19 protein-coding genes are annotated in these 24,674 nt (G+C 40.5%); 2 read left to right on the top strand and 17 right to left on the bottom strand.

Annotated features, from left to right (window positions below):
- From ACMKPP_RS09170 to ACMKPP_RS09150, 5 genes are all read right to left on the bottom strand, one after another.
- Positions 1–140: GTP-binding protein (locus tag ACMKPP_RS09170; RefSeq protein WP_373822061.1), on the bottom strand; the 140-nt coding region annotated here is incomplete at its 3' end.
- A gap of 50 nt (positions 141–190) precedes the next feature.
- A complete protein-coding gene (gene fusA, locus ACMKPP_RS09165; RefSeq protein ID WP_004693557.1) occupies positions 191–2,266 on the bottom strand; it encodes an elongation factor G in 2,076 nt (691 codons plus the stop codon).
- A gap of 15 nt (positions 2,267–2,281) precedes the next feature.
- Positions 2,282–2,752, bottom strand: a complete 471-nt coding sequence (gene rpsG / locus ACMKPP_RS09160; RefSeq protein WP_004693556.1) for a 30S ribosomal protein S7 — start codon at positions 2,750–2,752, stop codon at positions 2,282–2,284.
- 52 nt (positions 2,753–2,804) lie between these two features.
- Positions 2,805–3,179, bottom strand: coding sequence for a 30S ribosomal protein S12 (gene rpsL / locus ACMKPP_RS09155; RefSeq protein WP_004693554.1), 375 nt, complete (start codon positions 3,177–3,179; stop codon positions 2,805–2,807).
- Positions 3,180–3,255: 76 nt separating this feature from the next.
- Positions 3,256–3,501 carry a L7Ae/L30e/S12e/Gadd45 family ribosomal protein gene (locus ACMKPP_RS09150; protein ID WP_004693552.1) on the bottom strand — a complete coding sequence of 82 codons (246 nt, stop codon included), beginning with the start codon at positions 3,499–3,501 and terminating at the stop codon, positions 3,256–3,258.
- A gap of 355 nt (positions 3,502–3,856) precedes the next feature.
- Here ACMKPP_RS09150 and ACMKPP_RS09145 point away from each other — a divergent pair, with 355 nt between their 5' ends.
- Positions 3,857–5,878, top strand: a complete 2,022-nt coding sequence (locus ACMKPP_RS09145) for a BCCT family transporter (RefSeq protein WP_418369633.1) — start codon at positions 3,857–3,859, stop codon at positions 5,876–5,878.
- A gap of 260 nt (positions 5,879–6,138) precedes the next feature.
- Here the strand turns inward: ACMKPP_RS09145 and rpoC are convergent, their stop codons facing one another.
- The 3 genes from rpoC to ACMKPP_RS09130 form a co-directional block, all read right to left on the bottom strand.
- Positions 6,139–10,341: a DNA-directed RNA polymerase subunit beta' gene (rpoC, locus tag ACMKPP_RS09140; protein ID WP_004693548.1), complete on the bottom strand. Its 4,203-nt coding sequence runs from the start codon at positions 10,339–10,341 to the stop codon at positions 6,139–6,141.
- 29 nt (positions 10,342–10,370) lie between these two features.
- Positions 10,371–14,531, bottom strand: a complete 4,161-nt coding sequence (gene rpoB, locus ACMKPP_RS09135; protein WP_418369632.1) for a DNA-directed RNA polymerase subunit beta — start codon at positions 14,529–14,531, stop codon at positions 10,371–10,373.
- 330 nt (positions 14,532–14,861) lie between these two features.
- A complete protein-coding gene (locus ACMKPP_RS09130) occupies positions 14,862–16,277 on the bottom strand; it encodes an aspartate ammonia-lyase (RefSeq protein WP_205113018.1) in 1,416 nt (471 codons plus the stop codon).
- 282 nt (positions 16,278–16,559) lie between these two features.
- Between ACMKPP_RS09130 and ACMKPP_RS09125 the strand changes: the two genes are divergently transcribed.
- Complete coding sequence (locus tag ACMKPP_RS09125; RefSeq protein WP_418369631.1) at positions 16,560–18,200, top strand: ArnT family glycosyltransferase; 1,641 nt, start codon at positions 16,560–16,562, stop codon at positions 18,198–18,200.
- A 42-nt stretch (positions 18,201–18,242) separates the two neighbouring features.
- Here the strand turns inward: ACMKPP_RS09125 and rplL are convergent, their stop codons facing one another.
- The 9 genes from rplL to ACMKPP_RS09080 all read right to left on the bottom strand — a co-directional run.
- The gene (rplL, locus tag ACMKPP_RS09120) at positions 18,243–18,611 is read right to left on the bottom strand and encodes a 50S ribosomal protein L7/L12 (protein ID WP_004693540.1); all 369 of its coding nucleotides are present in this window, start codon (positions 18,609–18,611) and stop codon (positions 18,243–18,245) included.
- Positions 18,612–18,681: 70 nt separating this feature from the next.
- A complete protein-coding gene (gene rplJ, locus ACMKPP_RS09115; protein ID WP_004693539.1) occupies positions 18,682–19,179 on the bottom strand; it encodes a 50S ribosomal protein L10 in 498 nt (165 codons plus the stop codon).
- 175 nt (positions 19,180–19,354) lie between these two features.
- Complete coding sequence (rplA, locus tag ACMKPP_RS09110; protein WP_004693536.1) at positions 19,355–20,065, bottom strand: 50S ribosomal protein L1; 711 nt, start codon at positions 20,063–20,065, stop codon at positions 19,355–19,357.
- Between the two features lie 76 nt (positions 20,066–20,141).
- Positions 20,142–20,567: a 50S ribosomal protein L11 gene (gene rplK / locus ACMKPP_RS09105; protein ID WP_004693535.1), complete on the bottom strand. Its 426-nt coding sequence runs from the start codon at positions 20,565–20,567 to the stop codon at positions 20,142–20,144.
- Positions 20,568–20,668: 101 nt separating this feature from the next.
- Complete coding sequence (nusG, locus tag ACMKPP_RS09100) at positions 20,669–21,205, bottom strand: transcription termination/antitermination protein NusG (protein ID WP_004696753.1); 537 nt, start codon at positions 21,203–21,205, stop codon at positions 20,669–20,671.
- Between the two features lie 12 nt (positions 21,206–21,217).
- Positions 21,218–21,439 carry a preprotein translocase subunit SecE gene (gene secE, locus ACMKPP_RS09095; RefSeq protein ID WP_004693531.1) on the bottom strand — a complete coding sequence of 74 codons (222 nt, stop codon included), beginning with the start codon at positions 21,437–21,439 and terminating at the stop codon, positions 21,218–21,220.
- A 42-nt stretch (positions 21,440–21,481) separates the two neighbouring features.
- Positions 21,482–21,631: a 50S ribosomal protein L33 gene (rpmG, locus tag ACMKPP_RS09090; RefSeq protein WP_004693530.1), complete on the bottom strand. Its 150-nt coding sequence runs from the start codon at positions 21,629–21,631 to the stop codon at positions 21,482–21,484.
- A gap of 265 nt (positions 21,632–21,896) precedes the next feature.
- Positions 21,897–24,134 carry a nitric-oxide reductase large subunit gene (locus tag ACMKPP_RS09085; protein WP_418369630.1) on the bottom strand — a complete coding sequence of 746 codons (2,238 nt, stop codon included), beginning with the start codon at positions 24,132–24,134 and terminating at the stop codon, positions 21,897–21,899.
- A 335-nt stretch (positions 24,135–24,469) separates the two neighbouring features.
- On the bottom strand, positions 24,470–24,674 hold a 205-nt coding region (locus ACMKPP_RS09080), incomplete at its 5' end, for an EF-Tu C-terminal domain-related protein (RefSeq protein ID WP_472725476.1).

Genomic DNA, 24,674 nt, shown 5'->3' with positions numbered 1-24,674 from the left:
TAATCTTGGAAGTCAGCTTGACCTTTTTCAGCCAATACTTTAGTGATTGCAGCAGTCAAAGTAGTTTTACCATGGTCAACGTGACCGATTGTACCGATGTTAACATGCGGTTTCGTACGTTCAAATTTTTCTTTTGCCATTTTAAATTATCCTCCGAGGAAAATAGTAATTCTATTAATCTAATATGAGATTAACCGTTTTTCTTTGCTTGAATTTCTTCAGCAATTTTCTTAGGAACTTCTTCGTAATGATCGAATGTCATGGAGTAGTTACCACGGCCTTGCGTTTTGGAACGAAGGTCAGTTGCGTAACCGAACATTTCGCTCAATGGAACATATGCTTTGATATGTTGGGAACCATTACGAGCTTCCATGCCGTCCATGCGACCACGACGAGAGTTCAAGTCACCGATAACGTCGCCCATATATTCTTCAGGAACGTCTACTTCTACAGCCATGTATGGTTCAAGCAATGCAGGATCTGCTTTGCGAGCACCTTCTTTGAAGCCCATAGAACCAGCAATTTTGAAGGCCATTTCGTTGGAGTCAACGTCATGGTAGGAACCATCAAATACGATAACTTTAACATCAACCATAGGGTACCCAGCGATAACACCGGATTCCATAGCTTCTTTAACACCGCTTTCAACAGGTCCGATGTATTCACGAGGAATCGCACCACCTACAACCTTGTTTTCAAACTCGAAGCCAGCACCTGGTTCTTGAGGAATCAATTCCAACCAGCAGTGACCATATTGACCACGACCACCAGATTGACGTACGAATTTACCTTCAGCCTTAACAGCTTTACGGATAGTTTCGCGGTATGCTACTTGAGGTTTACCTACGTTACAATCTACTTTGAATTCACGGTTCATACGGTCAACGATGATATCCAAGTGAAGTTCGCCCATACCGGAGATAATAGTTTGACCTGTTTCTTCATCAGTACGAACTTTGAAAGTAGGATCTTCTTCTGCCAAACGAGCAAGAGCTGTACCCATTTTTTCTTGGTCAGCTTTTGTTTTAGGTTCAACAGCAACGGAGATAACTGGTTCAGGGAATTCCATGGACTCAAGAATTACAGGAGATTTTTCATCACACAATGTGTCGCCTGTAGTAGTATCCTTTAAGCCAACCGCCGCAGCGATGTCACCAGAATATACGCGTTCGATTTCTTTACGGGAGTTAGCGTGCATTTGAAGAATACGACCGATACGTTCTTTTTTACCTTTAGTGGAGTTGAAAACGTAGGAGCCGGATTCCAATGTACCGGAGTACACACGGAAGAACGCTAATTTGCCAACATAAGGGTCAGCCATGATTTTGAATGCCAATGCGGAGAATGGCTCTTCATCGGAAGAAGGACGAGTTGTTTCTTCTTCAGTACCAGGAACAACACCTTTAATAGGTGGGATGTCGATTGGAGCTGGCATGTAATCGATAACAGCATCCAATAACATTTGAACACCTTTATTTTTATAGGAAGAACCACAAAGAACTGGGAATAATTGATTAGCAATAACAGCTTTACGCAATGCCGCTTTCAATTCTTCCACAGAAATTTCTTCGCCTTCCAAATATTTCATCATGATATCATCATCTGTTTCAGCGATAGCATCGATCATCATTTCGCGACGAGCTTCTGCTACTTCTTGATATTCAGCAGGGATATCAGTGATTTCATATTCTTTACCGTCATCGGATTTATAAATTTCCGCTTTCATAGTCATCAAGTCAATGATGCCTTCGAAAGTATCTTCAGCACCGATTGGTACTTGGATAGCTACGGAATTTGCACCCAAACGAGCTTTCATCATGTCAACTACGTTGAAGAAGTCAGCACCTACAGTATCCATCTTATTTACATAAGCGATACGAGGTACGCCGTAGTTAGAAGCCTGACGCCATACTGTTTCGGATTGAGGTTCAACGCCACCTTTAGCACTGAACACCGCAACAGAACCGTCAAGTACACGTAGAGAACGTTCTACTTCTACAGTAAAGTCAACGTGACCAGGAGTATCGATGATATTGATACGATGTTCTTTCCATTGACAAGTTGTTGCAGCAGAAGTGATTGTGATACCACGTTCTTGCTCTTGCTCCATCCAGTCCATCGTAGCAGCGCCTTCATGTACTTCGCCGATCTTGTGAACGATACCTGTATAGTAGAGGATACGTTCTGTAGTTGTTGTTTTACCAGCATCGATGTGAGCCATGATACCGATATTACGAGTTTTTGCTAAGGAAAACTCTCTTGCCACAGTTGTCACCTCTTATTACCAACGATAATGAGCAAATGCTTTATTAGCTTCTGCCATTTTATGAGTATCTTCTTTTTTCTTGATTGCAGCGCCTGCATTGTTGAAAGCGTCCATCAATTCGCCTGCCAAACGTTCTTTCATAGTGCGTTCACCACGAAGACGAGCATAATTTACAACCCAACGAATACCGAGGGTTTGACGGCGATCAGCACGAACTTCAACTGGCACTTGATAGTTCGCACCACCGATACGGCGAGCACGTACTTCAAGTACAGGCATAACATTTTTCAATGCTTGATCAAAAACTTCCATTGGGTCTTGACCCATTTTGGAACGAATAATTTCGAATGCATCATATACGATAGTTTCAGCAATGCCTTTTTTACCATCGTACATAACTTTGTTAATGAAACGTGTTACTAATTTGCTGTTGTACACCGGATCTGGAAGTACATCACGTTTCGGAACAGGGCCTTTTCTTGGCATGTTCAATTCCTCCTTTATAATGATGTGTGTTAATTTCGTTTAATGGCTAAAATTATTTTTTAGCTTTTTTCGCGCCGTATTTGGAACGACTTTGCATACGATTTTGTACGCCAGCTGTATCCAATGCACCACGAACGATGTGATAACGCACACCTGGAAGGTCTTTTACACGACCGCCTCTGATAAGTACAACACTGTGTTCTTGTAAATTGTGACCAATGCCTGGGATGTAAGCAGTTACTTCAATAGCGTTTGTCAAACGTACACGGGCAACTTTACGAAGCGCGGAGTTTGGTTTCTTTGGAGTAGCTGTGTACACACGAGTACATACACCACGTTTTTGTGGAGATTCTTGAAGGGCAGGAGCTGTAGATTTTTTAGTCAAGCTCATGCGGCCTTTGCGTACTAGCTGATTAATTGTTGGCATTTGGGCACCTCCTTTCCAAATTTGAGATTTATAATTGATCCGTCATAACAAAGTGTTACATCGGATATTACCAAGATTAACGTAGGACGCCTACAGCTGTGGCCCGCACCTTAATGCGACACGCACGACCGAGATCATCCATGGTGTGTTTGTCATTCACAGGTATTCCCTGTTCTTCACAAGCAATCCGTAAAGGCTGTACCACACGTTCATCACTATCACAACCCAGGAACACGTACTTCACAGCACCTTTAGCAATTTGTTTCAACGTTTGCTTGGCACCGATTGTTTTGTTCACCGACTTCAGATGGGCAATGTCCATTGTACTAATTCTCCTTACGAAATTATGCCCATTAGGCATACCTCGCCTAAAGCACTATGTAAGTATATCAATTACATCAGTCCATGTCAAACAATTTCCAATGTCACACACCGCTCTACAGCTGCATTTTATATGTACACTCATCCGTGTGTTTCTTTCAATCTTAAATTATAAATGAAGAGTGATTTTTTATTCATATATCATTATTTTTATGTATAAATAATCATTCTATACATTCACTATTATTTTTTCTTTTACCAATTATGCAAAATTAATATAAACACCATTTTATTATGATATAAATTAATATAGAACAAATATTTGTATTTATAAGTTACTAAAGAAAGGAGATTATATGATTAAACTCATTAAACGTTATTCAAACTTTAATCCCCCTGTAATTATAGGTAGCTTGTCTATCGTCTTAGGGCTGAGCTTATGTGCCCTTCTGATTCCGCAAATTTCTCAAACGATCCTCCAAGGGGTTCGTGATATTATATTTGAAGATTTTAGCTGGTTTTATGTTTTATCCATAAGTCTCTTCTTTATCTTCAATATCTTTCTTGCACTTAGTTCGCTAGGTGACATCAAACTCGGTAGCGATGATGAAGAAGCGGAATTCTCTTATACAGCTTGGCTCGCCATGTTATTTGCGGCAGGTACCGGTGTAGGTCTCATGTTCTTCGGAACTGCTGAGCCGCTCTCACATTATCACTCTGCTGTAAGCTTAGTCGATGGCACATCTAGTGCCAAGGAAGCATTATTCCGCTCCATCTTCCACTGGGGCATCAATGCATGGACGGTATACGGTATTATGGCTTTAGCATTAGCGTATTTTGGTTTTCGCTATAAATTGCCATTATCACTACGTTCATGTTTCTATCCGCTGTGGAAGGATAAGATCAATGGCCCACGAGGGCACATTATCGATATCATCGCACTTTGTGTAACTTTATTAGGTATCGTAACCACCTTAGGATTTGGCGCCGCCCAACTAGGTGCAGGGTTCCTATATATTGATATCATCTCCACTAATGACTTTTCCGCACAAACGGTCATCATTATCGTCATTATGTCCATTGCCGTTCTATCTGCTGTTACAGGTATTGATAAAGGCGTTAAGCTGCTCAGCGAAATCAATATATCTGTTGCATTGATCTTAATGCTTTTTGTACTCTGTGCAGGTCCTACATTACTCCTATTAAATACAATGGTAGAAAACTTTGGATACTATCTATCACATATTTTAGGTCAAAGCTTCTATACATCTATCTATACACCAGAAACCCGTCCATGGTTCTTCAGCTGGACCATACTATTCTGGGCTTGGTGGTTATCTTGGGCACCATTTGTGGGCATGTTCATTGCACGTATTTCAAAAGGTAGGACTATTCGAGAGTTCATCTTTGGGGTACTCATTATTCCAACTGTATTTACTATCGTTTGGTTTACTATCTTTGGTAATACTTCAATTTATATCGATGAAACAGTAGCAAACGGTGCACTCGGTGCATTAACCGATAAACCAGAACAACTACTCTTTGCATTCCTTGAATATTTACCTTTATCCGGTTTAACTAGTCTTCTATCAATTATCGTATTAGCATTATTTTTTATCACATCTGCCGATTCAGGCATTTATGTGTTAAATAATATTGCGGCCTATGATAAATCTACTTCATCTCCAAAGTGGCAATGCTTGATGTGGGGCTCTGTAATGTCCTTTCTTGCCATCAGTTTGCTCAGTATTGGTGGGCTTAATGTACTACAATCGGTAACGCTCATTCTCGCCTTACCATTTGCAGCCTTGATGGTTATCATGTGCTACAGCCTATGGCAAGGATTATTGACAGATACGCAATACTTTAACACAAAACTTTCAACCACATCCATCTACTGGGACAGCAAAAACTGGAAACAAGGTCTTGCCAAAATACTCAACCAAACGCAGTCGGAAGATGTTATTTCCTTTATGAAAACAACAGCACTGCCTGCTATGTATCAGCTCAATAAAGAATTAACCGAAGAGTACGGATTAACTACGAGAATTGACAAACATTTCAACGGTAACGACGCCTCCGTAGAGTTAACCATCGAAAAAGAATCAATGCGCAACTTTACCTACGGCATCAAACTCGTTACGCAAGAGGTATCGGATCATCTCATCGAAGATTCTAACATTCCTCACATTACTGAAAGCACCAACGCAATCCCTATGACATATTTCAGTGACGGGCGCGCCGGATACGATGCGCAGTATATGACACGGGAGGATATCATTACCGATATCATTCGTCAGTACGAACGATATCTTACTTTATCGGATGACGTCGGTTATGACATCATGTCTCATGACGCGGAAGAAGCAGCTGAATAGTTTTCATACCACAACCTTAACAAAGTATCATTTTATTTAACAAACTGATACTAACACATATCATGAAATCCTCAATTTATATAAACCTATAATTATAGAGACATATAATCATAGAGCTCATACACATATATCTCTCAAACCAATAATACCTATAACAAAAGGGTGCACCTCGCAGGTGCACCCTTTTTATTATGTCGCACAATATCAACTATGCAACAAGTCTATACAGTTAATATAGCTTAACGGCTAATCCAAAGTAATTAATCTTCAGACATAACCTCTTCCGTAATATCAATGATTTCAGGTGTATTTTTTACAACTTCAATCTTACGGTAACGACTCATGCCTGTACCAGCAGGAATCAACTTACCGATAATTACGTTTTCTTTCAAGCCCAATAATGGATCGATTTTACCCTTGATAGCAGCGTCGGTAAGAACACGTGTTGTTTCTTGGAAGGACGCAGCGGACAAGAAGGAGTCCGTTGCCAAAGCGGCTTTCGTAATACCCAATAGCGTGCGTTTGCCTGTAGCATTTTCACGACCATTGAGGGTAAGACGACGGTTTTCTTCGTCAAAGGTATTAACGTCCACCATATCCCCTGGAAGCATATCCGCATCGCCAGCTGTTTCAATTTTAACTTTATGAAGCATTTGACGAACGATAACTTCGATATGTTTATCGTTAATTTCTACACCTTGGGATTTGTATACTTTTTGTACTTCGTATACGAGGTAACGTTGAGTTGCTTCAGTACCCATGACACGCATAATGTCATGAGGATTGATGGAGCCTTCTGTCAAACGAGCGCCCAAGGATACCACGTCACCGTCTTTAACGATAATGCGGGAGCCGTAAGGAATGAGGTAATCAAGTTCAATACCATCTTCACCAGTAATAAAGATAGTGTTCGTACCTTTCTTACCTTCATTAGGCACAACGCGAACTGTACCTTCGTTTTCGGCAATGATAGCATTACGTTTTGGTTTACGAGCTTCGAACAATTCTTCGACACGTGGCAAACCTTGTGTAATATCGTCACCTGCGACACCACCAGTATGGAACGTACGCATTGTCAACTGAGTACCAGGTTCACCGATGGATTGTGCTGCAATGATACCTACAGCTTCACCAACTTGAACTTGGTTGCCAGTTCCTAGATCACGACCATAGCACTTACGACATACGCCATATGGGCTACGACAAGTCAATACGGAACGGATTTTTACTGTTTCATAGTGTTTTACAACTTCATCAGCTAACGCCTCTGTGATTTCACCATTAAGAGGAACGATAACTTCGCCAGTTTCCTTGTTAACTAATTCTTCAGCTGCAATACGACCTACAATACGGTCTTTTAATGGCTCGATAACACCAGTACCTTCAACGATAGCTTCCACTTCAATACCGTGGATTTCATTGTTCCGTACTTGTACTTCTTTTACATCGGAGTTAAGGATAGCTTCGATGCCTTCTTCTGTAAGACGTGTATCAGCTGGGAAGATTTCTACACCTTCGCTGTCAACGATTGCTTGTACAGTATCCTTGTTCAACATATTTTGAACCATAGTTTCTTTCAATGTTGCACGGATACTATCGTCGCTTTCACCAAGAATAATTTTTTGAACCAAGTTAGTATGATTAATATCGCTATCAGAGCCCAAGTGTGCACCGCGCAATGCGATAGATGTAACACCAGCTTCAGCAATATCTGCCAAGCATTGTTCATCCAAGATAGTTTCAGCTGGTACAACAAGTTCCCCTGTTTCAGCATTCACAACATCTTTATCTAAAACGCGACCAATAAGTTTATCTTTAAGCAATTCTAATGCTTGACGTGGGGATGTAGCCAAGCGAGCACGTTCTCGAACGAGATCGATACCTACAACGTCACAATCGTCCTCACGAACGATTACGTCTTGAGATACGTCAACGAGACGACGTGTCAAGTAACCAGAGTCAGCTGTACGAAGCGCTGTATCGGCCAAACCTTTACGAGCACCATGAGAGGATGTAAAGTAATCCAATACAGTCAAGCCTTCTTTAAAGTTTGCTTTAATTGGCAAGTCAATGATTCGACCAGATGGATCGGCCATCAAACCACGCATACCAGCAAGCTGACGAATCTGTTGTTTATTACCACGGGCACCAGAGATAGCCATCATGTAAACAGGGTTAAAGCCGTCTTTATCGCACGCCATATTATCCATCATCGCATCGGTAACATCTTCTGTTGCCTTTGTCCATAATTGGATAGTTTTACGATAACGTTCTTCTTCTGTAATAAGACCACGACGGTACATACGAGATACTTTTTCTACCTCTTGTTCCGCTGTATCTAACAAACTAGTTTTAACTTCTGGTACTTTAATATCAGCAATAGCTACCGTCATACCTGCGCGACGAGCGAAGGAGTAACCCAAGGACTTGATGCGGTCCAATAGTTCTGCTGTTTTTTCATTACCAAACAATTGGAAACATTGATCAACCAATTTACCAACTGTTTTCTTATCCATAACCTTACCTAAAGAGTAAGTGCCATCTTCACGTTTCTCGTATTGCCACAATTCTGGGAATAAAGCATTGTTGAAGATCAAGCGACCTGCTGTTGTTTCTACACGGCCATGATCAGGTAAACGGATATAAAGAATATCTTGCAAACCAATGATATGAGACTCATAGGCAAGCATAACTTCATCATAGGTAGCAAATGTTTTTGCTTTATCACGAGTATCTTCGCGTACAACTGTTAGGTAGTATGTACCTAAGATCATATCTTGAGAAGGTACTGCTACTGGCTTGCCGTCCTTAGTAGACAAAATATTATGGCTAGAAAGCATCAATGTACGAGCTTCCGCTTGTGCTTCTACGGACAATGGTAAGTGACACGCCATTTGGTCACCGTCAAAGTCGGCATTGAAGGCTGTACATACTAATGGATGCAATTTGATAGCACGACCTTCCCAAAGGATTGGTTCGAAGGCTTGGATACCAAGTCTATGCAATGTAGGGGCACGGTTCAAGAGAACTGGATGTTCTTTAATTACCTCTTCCAAGGATTCCCACACGCCAGGGCCAATTCTTTCAACTTGGCGTTTAGCAGCCTTGATGTTGGATGCTTGACCGCGTTCTACCAAACGTTTCATAACGAATGGTTTGAACAATTCTAATGCCATTTCTTTTGGCAAACCACATTGGTGCATTTTAAGTTCAGGACCTACTACGATTACGGAACGACCGGAATAGTCAACACGTTTACCGAGCAAGTTTTGACGGAAACGACCTTGTTTACCTTTAAGCATGTCGGACAAGGATTTCAATGGGCGGTTACCAGGACCTGTAACAGGACGACCGCGACGGCCATTATCAATCAATGCATCAACCGCTTCTTGAAGCATGCGTTTTTCGTTGCGCACGATGATATCAGGAGCACCCAAGTCGAGTAAACGTTTCAAACGGTTGTTACGGTTGATAACACGACGGTATAAATCGTTGAGGTCAGATGTAGCAAAGCGGCCACCATCTAATTGGACCATAGGACGCAATTCAGGTGGGATTACAGGAACGATGTCCATAATCATCCATTCTGGACGGTTCCCAGATTGACGGAATGCTTCTACTACTTCCAAACGACGAACTGCACGGATTTTACGTTGACCACTAGCAGTGTTCAACTCTTCGCGCAATTCGGCATTCAATGCTTCAAGATCAAGTTCTGATAAGAGAGCTTTTACCGCTTCAGCACCCATGTCGATACATGCGAAGAGAACCTCTTCAGCAGCGCCTAACTCATAGCGTTCTTCGCGAGTTAATTCTTCGTATTCCTTATCAGCTTCTGGTATTGTTGCATCATCACGAAGAGCCGCATTATAGCGCTCTTTGCGTTGTGCTTCACGAACAATAGCTAAACGTTCATTACGTTGAGCCACTGTTTCGATTACGACGGATTTACCACCGATAGTATAACCGTCTTCATTAAATTGAGCTTCGTATTCGCGGTATTCTTGCTCGGACAACAATTGACGTTTTGTCAATGGTGTACCAGCTGGATCTACTACGATGTAAGAAGCAAAGTATAATACGCGTTCCAAAGAACGTGGTGATATGTCAAGGATAAGACCCATACGGGATGGGATTCCTTTGAAGTACCAAATGTGAGATACAGGAGTAGCCAATTGAATATGGCCCATACGTTCACGACGTACTTTCGCACGGGTAACCTCTACACCACATTTGTCGCAGACTACGCCCTTATGGCGGATGCGTTTATATTTGCCGCAGTGACATTCCCAGTCCTTTGTTGGTCCAAAAATGCGTTCACAGAATAGACCATCACGTTCTGGCTTCAACGTACGGTAGTTAATTGTTTCAGGTTTCTTAACTTCCCCATGAGACCAGGATAAAATCTGCTCTGGAGAGGCTAAACCGATTCGCATGGAATCGAATTCATTTACGTCTAGCACTACTATCGCTCCCTTCCTTATAGATAGTTTTAGTCTTCATCGTTAGAGGAGTCGCCCATTGGGTACGCCAATTGGCTAAGGATATCATCTTCACCGCCATTATCAGCTGGTAATTCTTCCTCTTCCTCTACTTCTGGTTCTACTACAGTTACTTCATCAGTTTCTACAGCACTGCCTTCCATAACTTCTTCAATACCAGTTTCTACCACCTCATCTTCGTCCTCAAGTTCTTTCATAACAACTTCTTCTTGATCTTCGTTCAAGATTTTTACATCGAGACCGATACTTTGAAGTTCTTTAAGCAATACCTTGAAGGACTCAGGTACACCTGGTTCAGGGATGTTTTCGCCTTTAACGATTTTTTCGTATGCTTTCACACGACCAACAACGTCGTCAGACTTAACAGTTAATAGCTCTTGAAGGGTATAGGCTGCGCCATATGCTTCTAGAGCCCAAACTTCCATTTCCCCGAAACGTTGGCCACCGAACTGAGCTTTACCGCCCAAAGGTTGTTGTGTAACAAGGGAGTACGGACCTGTAGAACGAGCATGGATTTTGTCATCAACCAAATGATGGAGTTTAAGCATGTAAACGTAACCAACAGTAACGCGGTTATCCATCGGTTCACCAGTACGACCATCATATAGAACAGTTTTACCATCATCAGGACGACCTGCAATCGCCAATGTTTCGAATACGTCCTTTTCGTGAGCACCATCAAATACAGGTGTAGCAATGTGAATACCTGCTACATCTGGTTTTGGCATGCCATATTTGTCAAAATCATAGCCAAGGCTTTCCAACTCTTTGCGAATTTCAACGCGTTTTTCTTCAGCAGAGTGAATGTTGTTAAGAGTATTCTTGACTTTGCTAATTGCCTCTAATTCTTCTACAAGCGCAGGATCCATTTCAGGAGCCTCTTCTTCAGAATCAAAGAATTCTACATGAAGTGCATTGTATTTAGCTTCAATAGCTTTAAGCTCTTGGTAACGAGCTTCGCCACCCATAGCATCCAATTTCTTTTGCGCTGCTGCTTCTACATGTTTTAAAATTTTAGTTTTCAAAGCAATGATTTGCTCATTTTCTTCGAAATGATTTACCGTAACATCTTCCGCAACTTTCGCTTCCAATACCTCAATTTGAGCATAAAGGTCGCGGATTGCATCGATTTGTTCCCAGTAAGATGCATCAGTACGGGCTTCTTTCAACACGTTTTGAATGTGAAGGTCTGTAGCTTTGATTTTCATACCTAAGCCTTGAACAGCCCACCCCAAGTGAGTTTCAAGAACCTGACCGATGTTCATACGAGAAGGTACGCCCAATGGGTTCAATACGATTTGTACTGGAGTACCATCTGGAAGGAATGGCATATCTTCTTTTCTCATAACGCGAGAAACGACACCTTTGTTACCATGACGGCCCGCCATTTTATCGCCTTCATGAATCTTACGTTTTTGAGCGATATATACGCGAACAAGTTTATTTACGCCTGGTTGTAATTCGTCGCCATTTTCACGGGTGAAGACTTTTACATCTACGACTTTACCAGATTCGCCATGAGGCACGCGCAAGGAAGTATCACGAACTTCACGTTCTTTGTCACCAAAAATAGCACGCAACAAACGTTCTTCTGGAGTAAGCTCAGTTTCACCTTTTGGAGTAGCTTTACCTACAAGGATATCGCCAGGATGTACTTCTGCACCAATGCAGATAATACCATCTTCGTCTAAGTTTTTAAGTGTGTCGTCACCTGTATTAGGCAACTCACGAGTAATTTCTTCAGCACCTAATTTGGTATCACGAGCATCACATTCGTATTCTTCAATATGAATGGATGTATAGATATCTTCTTTGCAGAGTTCTTCACTAAGCAAGATAGCATCTTCGTAGTTATAACCTTCCCAAGGCATGAACGCTACAAGAACGTTATAACCTAATGCCAATTCGCCGCCATCTGTAGCAGGACCATCAGCCAATACTTGGCCTTTTACAACATGGTCCCCACGATTGACGATTGGTTTTTGGTTAAAGCACGTGGATTGGTTAGAACGAAGGAATTTATTCAAATGGTATGTATCAACACGACCATCGCTATCGCGAAGAACGTGGATTTCATTACCCCAACAACGTACAACTTTACCTGCTTCACGCGCCAATACGCAAACACCAGAGTCAGTAGCTGCTGTATATTCCATACCTGTACCAACAAGTGGTGCTTGAGCGCGCAAAAGTGGTACCGCTTGACGTTGCATGTTCGCACCCATCAAGGCACGGTTAGCATCGTCATTTTCAAGGAATGGAATCATAGCTGTACCAATAGATACAACTTCTTTTGGACTAACGTCCATATAGTCAACCTTATCTGGTGTAACTTCCAATACATCATGACCACGACGACAAGCTACGTGTTCAGTTGTGAAGTACCCCTCTGCATCAAGTGGAGAGTTCGCTTGGGCAATTGTCATGCCTTCTTCTTCATCAGCTGTCATGTATACTACGCTGTCAGATACGCGCACTTTAACAACCTTGTCAGCATCCTTGCCTTTACCATACACTTTTTCTACTTTACGGTATGGTGCTTCGATGAAGCCAAATTCGTTTACCTTTGCATAGTTGGACAAGGAGTTAATCAAGCCAATGTTTGGACCTTCTGGAGTTTCAATAGGACACATACGACCATAGTGAGAATGATGCACGTCACGAACTTCGAAACCTGCACGCTCACGAGACAAACCGCCAGGGCCAAGGGCAGAAAGACGACGTTTGTGAGTCAATTCCGCCAATGGGTTTGTTTGGTCCATGAACTGAGACAATTGAGAAGAACCAAAGAATTCTTTGATAGCTGCCACTACAGGGCGAATATTGATCAACGCTTGAGGTGTAATGGATTCAGTTTCTTGAATGGTCATGCGCTCACGAACAACACGTTCCATACGAGTTAAACCGATACGGAATTGGTTTTGCAACAATTCGCCTACGCAACGAAGGCGACGGTTACCCAAGTGGTCGATATCATCTGTATGACCTGCACCATCCATAAGGTTGAGCAAGTAAGAAATGTTAGCGATCATGTCTTCACGTGTTACTGTACGGTGATCATATGGTAAATTGCAGTTATTACAGATAACTTTAGACTCTACACCATCATTATTTACGATGTAGAATTCAGCAAAACCTTCACCATCGAAAACATGGCTATTAGCAACGATATCAAGTTGTTCTTCCCCAGCTTGTACGCCTGCATCAAGGATAATTTCGCCAGTTTCTGGATCTACAATTGGTTGAGCCAATGTTTGACCCAACATACGTTGGCGCCAGCCAAGTTTTTTGTTCAATTTATAACGACCAACGCGCGCTAAGTCATAACGGCGTGCATCGAAGAACAAGTTATCGAACAAGTTGCGAGCAGACTCTACAGTAGGAGGCTCACCTGGACGTAATTTTTTATAGATTTCAACCAATGCTTCATCAGCAGATTGAGTTGTATCTTTTTCTAATGTACGAACGATGCGTTCATCATATACTGGTAAACCATCTTCATCAGTTTTACCATTCCAGAAGAGGTCTAGAATGCTTTCATTAGTATCCCAACCTAATGCACGTACCAATACAGTAGCTGGTAATTTACGGTTACGGTCAATACGGACAGCTACCACTTCACTAGCATCTGTTTCAAGTTCAATCCATGCACCACGGTTAGGAATAACTGTGGAATCATACAAACGGTTACCCATTGTATCGATTTCTTTATTGTAGTAAACGCCTGGAGAACGTACCAATTGGGATACGATAACACGTTCTGCACCATTGATGATGAAAGTACCTGTATCCGTCATCAATGGGAAATCACCCATGAATACTTCTTGTTCTTTAATGTCCATATTTTCTGGATCATTATTTACCAAGCGAATATTTACACGAAGTGGTGCTGCGTAAGTAGCATCACGGTTTTTACATTCATTAATATCATACTTAGGTTCACCTAAGCTGAAACCTTCAAAAGAAAGTACTAGATTACCTGAATTGTCTTTAATCGGAGAAATATCGTTGAAAATATTTTGTAAACCACTCTCCAAGAACCACTCATACGATTTACGTTGAATGTCCAATAAATGCGGCATCTTGATAACTTCGTTAATTTTAGCGTACGTATAACGAGTTCGTTTGCCTACCTGTTCAGGTTTGAACATATTTGCTTTCACCCCTATCAAAACACACTGGTCTACCATTTTCTATAACGGCATGAAAAAGACATCTTACAGGTCTCAGTTTTCCTGCTCGGGCAACGTCAAATAAAGCAAGGTCCATTTCATTTTTAAAATAACCTTGCTTCCCATTAACCAAGCACAACCTTGGAAGAAAACCTCATCACTATTTGTGTTATAGTTTTTACATCCAAAAGCAGAAAACGCTACTTTTGCAATATATAATTTTATCAGTATTAAAAAAGACTGTCAACCAAAAGGGTTGACAGTCTTTTATTTTCATGCTTTATTCATGTATCAAAAGAGAACCATAAATTAGTTGCCTTTTTGTTTTAAAAGATTCGCACCAGCGATACCAGGGCGAGTCATTTCTTTAGGAGAAAGAATATGATTAATTTCATCCTCAGTCAATAAACCTTGATCCAAGATGATATCGCGAATAGCTCGACCTGTTTCATACGCTTCTTTCGCCAATGCAGAAGCTGTTTCATAGCCAAGATGTGGCAACAATGCTGTTACGATACCAACGGAACGATTCAACCAGTACTCGCATTGTTCACGGTCTACTTCAAGATCAATAAGCAATTTATCAACGAATGTATTTACACCGTTTTTGAGGTAGCAAAGGTTATTGAACAAGTTGTATGCCAATACAGGTTCCATAACATTTAACTCGAATTGACCATTTTCTACAGCTAATGTAATAGTAAGGTCATTACCGATAACTTGGTAACACACTTGATTCAATACTTCAGCGATAACAGGATTTACTTTTCCTGGCATGATAGAGGAGCCTGGTTGACGGGCAGGCAATTTTAATTCACCAATGCCACAGCGAGGTCCAGATGCCATTAAGCGGAAATCATTTGCCATCTTAATCAACACAAGTGCAGTTACCTTCAAACCGCTAGAGATATCAGCAAATACATCTGTATTGTTTGTGGCATCGATTAAGTTCTCCGCAGTATAGAACGGTTCGCCTACTACTTCGCTTAATTCGTACGCTACATCATGAATATAATTAGGTTCAGCATTAAGACCTGTACCAACTGCAGTAGCACCCATGTTGATTACATGTGCACCTTCAACGGCAGATTTAATGCGTTTAATACCACGACGAATACCAGATGCATAAGCGCCCATCTCTTGGCCCAATGTAATAGGCACCGCATCTTGTAAATGAGTACGCCCCATTTTTAAAATTTCACTATATTCTTCAGCTTTTTTCTCAAGCTCATCAACAAGACGTTGCAAAGCTTCAAGTAACGGTTTAGATTTCAAAATTGCACAAACTTTAATCGCTGTTGGGAAAGCGTCATTTGTAGATTGTGCCATGTTACAGTGATTGTTAGGGCTTACAATATCATAGCTACCTTTTGGATGACCTAAAATCTCACAAGCACGATTTGCCAACACTTCATTCATATTCATATTCACAGAAGTGCCAGCACCGCCTTGAATTGGATCAACTGGAAATTGGTCAGCAAATTCACCTGCAATAACTTCATCAGCGGCTTGAACAATCGCTTTACCGATAGATACATTGAGACGACCTGTTTTCATATTAGCTAAAGCAGATGCTTTTTTTACCATCGCTAGAGCTTTAATAAAATCTTGGTCTAAATGTTTCCCTGTAATATGGAAGTTTTCTAAGGCACGAATCGTTTGCACACCATAATATAACTCATCCGCTACTTCTAATTCACCTAGGAAATCATGTTCTTTTCTCATAATAGATCCTCTTTCCACTATTTCATATATTAGATGATAGTTTAATGAAACGGTTTTATCTTATGCGCTCATTATAGCATGTATTTTGTATACATAAAAGTTATTTCATGTATTCCGAATAAACAATATTCTATACAATATATTATTTCATAAATAATTATTTTTTGTAATTATCTCCATATTATCTCCATATTTATAAAGGCTCTGTTTTTATCTTTGATTGGTTTAAATATTACACGCCCTATAGTACAATAATATAAACTATGTAAGTAAGGAGTAACTATGATTAACAATCACATGCTGCGCATAGGTGCGCTCTTTTTATTAACCGTTTTGAGCTACGGCTTTTATAATGCCTATTTGCCAATCACTGATCCGGTGGAGTCCAACTATGTTCTCTCCTCCATCACCATGCTAAAACATAACTCATGGATATCCCCCATGATATACGATCACGTATGGTATGATAAACCACCGCTCACCTATTGGGCACTTATAATTACGTACAAACTATTTGGCATATCAGACTTTACATCTCGTATACCGAATACACTTGTTGCGGGAGCTAGTGTGGCCCTAATGTATCATATAACTTACCGCATGTCTAAAAACACCTTTGCCGGTGTACTTTGTGCGATTTTATTAATGAGTACACTACAGTTTTGGTACATATCTCATGCAGTTATAACCGATGGATTTTTATTTTTCTTCACCTTAGCTATATTTGGATATAGTTATTTAGCATTTACCAACAATGACAAGTCAGCTATGGTGAAAGCTTACATTGCTGCGGCCTTAGCTGTAATTACCAAAGGACCTATAGGCATCATCTTACCTGGTCTAATATTACTTATTTATGTATGTGCACGCTACGCAATCCATAGAAAGGATGAAATCTATCGACTTTCAAAGGATATAAAATTACTATTCAATCCCTTCGGACTATTAGTCTTTATAGCGATAGCTAGCCCTTGGTATATTGCTATGTATTCCATACACGGTGAGCAGTTTATTTCTGGCTTCTTAGGGCTACACAATGTTGATCGAGCCCTTATATCTGAACATCCTAAATTTAATGTATGGTATTACTATCTATTAATTGTGCCCCTTTCACTATTACCATGGACACCTGTAATAGTCTATCATTTAAAAGATATTAACTGGAAAGATGATTTTGATCTATTAGGTATTATATGGTTTATAGTTATAGTACTCTTCTACTCTCTAGTAGCTACCAAGTATCTAACCTACACATTACCTGCCATTATCCCTTGTATAATATGGGCGGCCGTAAAAATTTGTGAATTAGTTACTGACAAAGAAACCGGTGAATTTACTCAATCATTCAAAAAGTTTAATTATTTAATTACCCTACCACTAGGTATTTACTACATGATTTTTACATTTGCTACAGCTTTTGATCAAAGTCTTGATAGTAAACCATTAATCGTAGGTTCCTTTATTATAGTATGTATGATTTTAATCGGTCGATACTACATAACATCATTTTTTAAACTAGCAATATATGCTTTAGTTCCACTAATTACTTTATACTCGGCTATTACAATTACAGTACCACCAATATTATTTAATCAGTCTGGTTTACAGTTTAGAACGTTCATCGAAGATACATCAAAACCAATATATATATATGGCAGTTACTATACTTCTATTGTATATTACATGGATACTATACCCACCCAAGTTTTCGTAGATACAACTGATGATTCTATATGGACCGAAGGCAAAACATTAATGCCTACAATAACTAAAGAAACATTTCTAAAAGATGTATCAAATAATCTTGGTGCCTATGTCATCGTTCCGAAAAAATATGACAAAGACTTTTCTAATGCATTATCGTATCGAGAGGCAAAATTAGTCAACAAAACAAAACTCGCATCAATTTATAAGCTTCAATAAAAAAAGGCGTACCCATAAGGTACGCCTTTAATATGTCCAGAATTATTTCAATTCTACGGATGCGCCAGCTTCTTCTAATTGAGCTTTCAAAGCTTCAGCAGCTTCAGCAGCTACGCCTTCTTTTACAGGTGCAGGAGCGCCGTCAACGATAGCTTTAGCTTCTTTCAAGCCAAGACCAGTTGCTTCACGAACAACTTTGATTACGTTGATTTTAGATGCGCCAGCATCTTTCAAGATTACGTCGAAGGAATCTTTAGCAGCGCCGCCTTCAGCACCACCAGCAGCTGCTACAGCTACAGGAGCTGCTGCAGTTACGCCAAATTCTTCTTCGATTGCTTTTACAAGATCATTAAGTTCAAGGATTGTTGCTTCTTTCAATTCAGCAACGATGTTTTCAATGTTCAATGCCATTTTAGATTTCCTCCATAAATTAGTTTATAGTGCCAGCCTCAAGCGGCCAACGAATACTTTGCAAAAAATATTATTCTGCAGGTTTTGCTTCTGCAACAGCTTTGACAGCGTATGCAACATTGCGAACAGGAGCTTGCAATACGGAAAGCAACATGGAAAGCATACCTTCGCGATTTGGAAGAGATGCAATTGCTTTAATGCCTGCAGCGTCCATAACTTCGCCTTCAACGATACCAGCTTTAACTGTTACAACTTCTTTTTCAGTTGCTTTGATGAATTGTTCGATTACACGAGCAGGTGCAACAGCATCGTCTTTAGAAGTAGCCAACGCAGTTGGGCCTTCTAAATGCTCAGCGAAACCTTCAAGATTCAATTCGTTTGCAGCGATACGAGTCAAAGTATTTTTGATTACTTTGTATTCAACACCTTCAGCCAACATTTTGCGACGAAGATCAGTTGCTTGCGCAACAGTTAAACCAGAGTAACCAATCAATACAGCACCTTTTGCTTCAGAAAGAGTTTCTTTCATTTGAGCAACGATTGCTTTTTTTGATTCAGTGACAGCCATTAGATTACCTCCTTGTAGATTTTTTTGGTGCTCTATGTACTATCTTAGCGTAAAAACGACCCCATCGCACGCGATGAGGTCGTAACTAGTCCTAGGTTGTTCTAGTGTCAGCCTCAGCGGGCGGATTTTCATCCATTATACATACCAGCCGTCTACAGCTAAGAGACATATTTAATTATTGCTCTTTAGAAACAGTGCTCAATTTGAACACGTTCAAAGGTACACCAGGGCCCATTGTAGCGGACAAGGTTACAGATTTAATGTATTGACCTTTAGCTGCTACAGGTTTAGCCTTGATAATAGTATCAACGATTGTACGGTAGTTGTCAAGTAATTTTTCTTCATCGAAAGATGCTTTACCGATAGAACAAGAGATAATACCTGCTTTATCAGTACGGTATTCGATTTTACCAGCTTTGATTTCGTTTACTGCACGAGCAACGTCTGGAGTTACTGTACCAACTTTAGGGTTTGGCATCAAGCCTTTAGGACCCAAGATTTTACCAAGACGGCCAACTTGACCCATCATGTCTGGTGTAGCAACTACTACGTCGAAGTCGCTCCAACCACCTTGGATTTTAGCTACTAACTCTTCAGAACCTACGAAATCTGCGCCAGCTTCTTCAGCTGCCTTAATATTGTCGCCTTTTGCGAATACAAGAACGCGTTTAGTTTTGCCAGTACCATGAGGCAATACTACTGCACCACGAACTTGTTGATCAGCGTATTTAGGGTCGACATTCAAGTTGAAAGCAATTTCAACTGTTTCATCGAAATTTGCAGTTGCAGTTTTCTTAACCAACTCAATTGCTTCTACTGGTTCGTAGAATTTACCAGCTTCAATAAGTTTTACTGCTTCAGCGTATTTCTTACCTACTTTTGCCATTATAATATCCTCCTTATGTGGTCAAACGGGAATTCCCTCCCACCGATTTGCGCCTTATGCGCAAGTCGTACGCTTATTAGTCAACGATTTCAATGCCCATGCTGCGAGCAGTACCTTCCACCATGCGCATACCTTGTTCTACGGTATTAGCATTCAAGTCAGGCATTTTCAATTCAGCAATTTCACGAACTTTATCGCGACCTACTTTTGCTACTTTATCACGGTTAGGTACACCAGAACCTTTTGGAATACCTGCAGCTTTTTTCAACAATACTGCAGCTGGTGGAGTCTTAGTGATGAAGTCGAAGCTACGATCTTCATATACGTTAATAACTACTGGAATAATTAAGCCAGCTTGTTTAGCAGTACGTTCGTTGAATTCTTTTGTGAAAGCAACGATGTTAACACCTGCTTGACCTAGTGCAGGACCAACTGGTGGTGCTGGAGTAGCTTTAGCGGCTTCAATTTGTAGTTTTACTTGTTTAACTAATTTCTTAGCCATGGGTAATTAAACCTCCTATGCTTATACTGTGGTGGTAACGGATATACATCCTCCCACTGGCAACCAAAATCGATTGCTCTTTTTAGAGTTATATTTATATATTAAAGAGCTTTCTCAACTTGAGAGAACTCTACCTCTACCTCGGTATCTCGATTGAACATTTCCACACTAAGTTTCAATGTTCCTTTTTCAGGGTTAAGTTCGGTAATAACACCTAGTTTATCTTCAAAGGCACCGGACGTAATGCGAACCGTTTCACCAACTTCTACATCAACGTTAATGGTTGGTTTCTTATCCAAGCCCTGAGACTTAAGTATATGTTCTACTTCGGAATCAGAAAGTGGAACTGGTTTTGTAGCAGAGCCAACGAAACCTGTTACACCTGGCGTGTTGCGTACAACATACCAAGAACGGTCATTAACTTCCATTTCCACCAATACATACCCAGGAAATATCTTGCGTTTTACTACTTTTTTAACCCCATCTTTTTCATCTATTTCGTCTTCAAGAGGCACCAAAATTCGGCTGATCACATCTTGTAGCCCCATAGATTGAACTTTAAGTTCAAGAGTGGTTTTTACTTTATTTTCGTAGCCTGAATAGGTATGAATTACATACCACTTCTTATCTGCTTCCATGTAATGGCCCCCTTATCCAACAAAGTGCAACAACGTATTAAAAAGTTGGGCAAAGAGTCCATCAAGCACAGAAATAATCAAAGCGATGAATATGGTCACTAAGAATACTACAATTGTGTAATTGATAAGCTCTTTTTTTGTTGGCCAGACTACTTTTTTTAGTTCAGCTTTCACACCGCGGAAGAATTTTCCAAATCCACCACGCTGCTGCACTGCTGAGTTAGACTTTGCCATTGTTTTCACATCCTCAAATCAACAGGTAATGAATGATAAGAATTATTTTGTTTCACGGTGTAATGTATGTTTACCGCAGAATTTGCAATATTTCATCATTTCAATACGATCAGGATTGTTCTTTTTATTCTTGTTCGTTTGATAGTTGCGTTGTTTGCAATCTGTGCAAGCTAAAGTAATGGCATTACGCATCCGGATACACCTCGCTTTATATTTACTAAATCTGTCTCTTGTACTCGAAAACGCTCGACTACATACTAAAAAACTATATCATACGTAGCAAGCGATGTCAAGAAATTAAGCAACTCAAAAAAGCCAGGCACGTATGCCTGACATGGATAGTATAACAGACAATGGCGCCCTTTGTCTACCCAAAGAACGCCATGTCATATTAACTTATAGTTAGCTTATATGTCTTTATATTATATTTACATATTTACTATTATTGCTTTGTTTATTACTGTTTCTTTGCGAAAGTTACTTTCACGATTTGCCAGAAGAAGGCCAATGCCCCCAATATCATGATGGTATCGCCAACCATGCGAAGCCAACGCAAATTTTGTAACAATGGTTGTTGCATAAAGTCTTCGCTGCGAGCGAGCCATAAGCCTTGTGTTACACTTGCCCAACTTTGAATCAAGCCAATTGGCAATAGGCTGATAAGAACCATTAACGCAAGGCCCCAGTTCAATGCCCAGAAGCCAAATTTCATCAACTTGTCATTAAATTCCACTTCAGGTCGAATATAACGAGCAATGAGGAATACAAAGCCTAAGCTTAAGAATCCATATACGCCAAACAACGCCGTATGAGCATGAACAGCTGTCGTATTTAGACCTTGAATGTAGAATAAGGAAACCGGCATATTGATTAGGAAGCCGAAGATACCGGCCCCTACCAAGTTCCAGAAGGATACGGCAATAAAGCAATATACAGGCCATTTTAATCGATGCATCCACGGTGCACTATGAAGACGTGTATAATTTTCAAACGCTTCATAACCTAAGAGTACAAGAGGCACTACTTCCAACGCGGAGAACGATGCCCCTGTGGCCACGATAGTCGATGTAACACCGGTGAAATAAAGATGATGGAATGTACCAGGGATACCGCCGATAAGGTAAATAGCACCGGACGAAATCGCTGCTATGGTACCTGCACGATAGGATACAAGACCAAGAGTTACGAAAATAAAGGCCATCAACGTAGTAGAGAATACTTCAAAGAAGCCTTCTACCCAAAGGTGAATAACCCACCAACGCCAGTACTCCATGATTGCCAAATGGCTGTGTTCCCCGTAGAAAAGACCTGGGCCATAGAAAATACCGACCATCACAACAGAGAAAATAAAGGCGGCAATAAGGTTTTTATCCCCTTTATTTTTGAAAGCACCAATGATGCTGCGCACCATGAGTACAAGCCAAAATAGAATGCCAATATATTCAATCCATTGCCATACGCGGCCTAACTCAATAAACTCGTAGCCTTGGTGACCCAAGTAGAAGTTTAAAGACGCCGGAATCTCATGAGCAACACCTAAATATGTACCTGTAAAGGAACCCACTACCAACACAACGAGTGCCCAGAACAAAATATCCACGCCCAATTTTTGGAACTTAGGATCTTTACCGCCATTAATAATCGGCGCCAAGAATAAACCGGCACTCAAGAATGCCATCGCAATCCAGAACAAGGATGCTTGAATATGCCAAGTACGAGCAATAGAATATGGGAAATACTGCGCCAATGGAATGCCATAGAAAGCCTGTCCTTCTACGGTGTAGTGCGCAATGATACCACCCATACCAAGTTGGAGTAAAAATAATGCCAAAATCGTAAATAAATATTTTCCTAAAGACCGTTGAGACGGTGTGAGATGCAATTTGGAAATTGGATCTTCCGCAGGCGGTGTTAATTCATGTTCATCTTGTTTGCGACCGAATGCCCACATCCATACGACAATACCAATACCACAAAGTAAAATAATAACACTCACAACAGACCAAGCTACGCTTTCCGGTGTTGGATTATGATCTAACAATGGCTCGTGAGGCCAATTGTTGGTGTATGTTGCCTCTGTACCAGGACGTTGAGTCGATGCCATCCACGTAGTCCAGAAGAAGAATCGTGCCATATCAATACGATCTTTTAATTCTGGCAACGTATTGTCTTTCATCGCAAAATGATCGCGTGTTTCGGACAATTTAGGGTTATCACCATAAAGTTCAATAAAATATTGTCCGGTTAAATTCATCGCTGTAATACGTTCCGGTGAAAGCACAACCGTCCCATCTTCACGAACAGCACTGTTAAAGTACTCCGCTTTAACTGCTTCTTTAACAGCCGCTTTCTGCACATCACCTAACTGTTCATAAAGAACACCAAAAGCTTCCTGAGACTTGATATCAAGCATTACGGACACTTCTTTGTGCAACCAATCAGCTGTCCAGTCCGGGGCTTGATATGCGCCATGACCTAGTACGGTCCCTACAGATTGACCACCTGTAGATTGCCAAGCCGATTGACCATGTAAGATATCATCCTTAGTGAACAAAACCTGTCCATCTTGAGATACATACGCGGTTGGTACCGGTGGCGCTTGATGATATACATCAGTACCCAAATAGCCAAGAATAGAGAATCCAATAATAAGAACTGCTACTACGGCTATCCAATACTTTTTGTATTCGCCCATCACATTACCTCCTTTTCTATAAAAGCACAAAAAGAGAGCCTATGCTCTCCTCATATATAATATACACTAATTTTATAAATAAAGTTGTATCTAAGGTTACAATATATTAAAATTTCTTCTCAATTTGTATCAATAGTATGATTATTTTTTGAAGCCTGAATACAACGTATATGTCACATTACAAAATCATCATTGTTTCAATATATTAGCGATTCAATCCTATACTCTTAATCATCAAAACATACAAAATAAAAGGGACCCAACGGGTCCCTTTTATTGAATCTAAAATTCAATTATATAGCTAATGTATCGATACATTGAGCTATAAACTTGTATTAACCTTCGATTTCTGTTACTACGCCAGCGCCTACTGTATGGCCACCTTCGCGGATCGCGAAACGAAGACCTTCTTCGATAGCGATTGGAGTAATCAATTCGATTTCCATTGTTACGTTATCGCCAGGCATACACATTTCTACACCTTCAGGAAGGTTTACAACACCTGTTACGTCTGTTGTACGGAAGTAGAATTGTGGACGG

Source organism: Veillonella parvula (assembly GCF_048309325.1).
Taxonomy (GTDB): Bacteria; Bacillota; Negativicutes; order Veillonellales; family Veillonellaceae; genus Veillonella; species Veillonella parvula_T.
This window is presented reverse-complemented; position numbering and strand designations above follow the sequence as displayed.

Coding starts and splice junctions, on each gene's coding strand:
- rpsG (WP_004693556.1), bottom strand. CDS start 2,752: ATGCCAAGAAAAGGCCCTGTTCCGAAACGTGATGTACTTCCAGATCCG.
- rpsL (WP_004693554.1), bottom strand. CDS start 3,179: ATGCCAACAATTAATCAGCTAGTACGCAAAGGCCGCATGAGCTTGACT.
- ACMKPP_RS09150 (WP_004693552.1), bottom strand. CDS start 3,501: ATGGACATTGCCCATCTGAAGTCGGTGAACAAAACAATCGGTGCCAAG.
- ACMKPP_RS09145 (WP_418369633.1), top strand. CDS start 3,857: ATGATTAAACTCATTAAACGTTATTCAAACTTTAATCCCCCTGTAATT.
- rpoB (WP_418369632.1), bottom strand. CDS start 14,531: ATGTTCAAACCTGAACAGGTAGGCAAACGAACTCGTTATACGTACGCT.
- ACMKPP_RS09130 (WP_205113018.1), bottom strand. CDS start 16,277: ATGAGAAAAGAACATGATTTCCTAGGTGAATTAGAAGTAGCGGATGAG.
- ACMKPP_RS09125 (WP_418369631.1), top strand. CDS start 16,560: ATGATTAACAATCACATGCTGCGCATAGGTGCGCTCTTTTTATTAACC.
- rplL (WP_004693540.1), bottom strand. CDS start 18,611: ATGGCATTGAACATTGAAAACATCGTTGCTGAATTGAAAGAAGCAACA.
- rplJ (WP_004693539.1), bottom strand. CDS start 19,179: ATGGCTGTCACTGAATCAAAAAAAGCAATCGTTGCTCAAATGAAAGAA.
- rplA (WP_004693536.1), bottom strand. CDS start 20,065: ATGGCAAAAGTAGGTAAGAAATACGCTGAAGCAGTAAAACTTATTGAA.
- rplK (WP_004693535.1), bottom strand. CDS start 20,567: ATGGCTAAGAAATTAGTTAAACAAGTAAAACTACAAATTGAAGCCGCT.
- nusG (WP_004696753.1), bottom strand. CDS start 21,205: ATGGAAGCAGATAAGAAGTGGTATGTAATTCATACCTATTCAGGCTAC.
- secE (WP_004693531.1), bottom strand. CDS start 21,439: ATGGCAAAGTCTAACTCAGCAGTGCAGCAGCGTGGTGGATTTGGAAAA.
- rpmG (WP_004693530.1), bottom strand. CDS start 21,631: ATGCGTAATGCCATTACTTTAGCTTGCACAGATTGCAAACAACGCAAC.
- ACMKPP_RS09085 (WP_418369630.1), bottom strand. CDS start 24,134: ATGGGCGAATACAAAAAGTATTGGATAGCCGTAGTAGCAGTTCTTATT.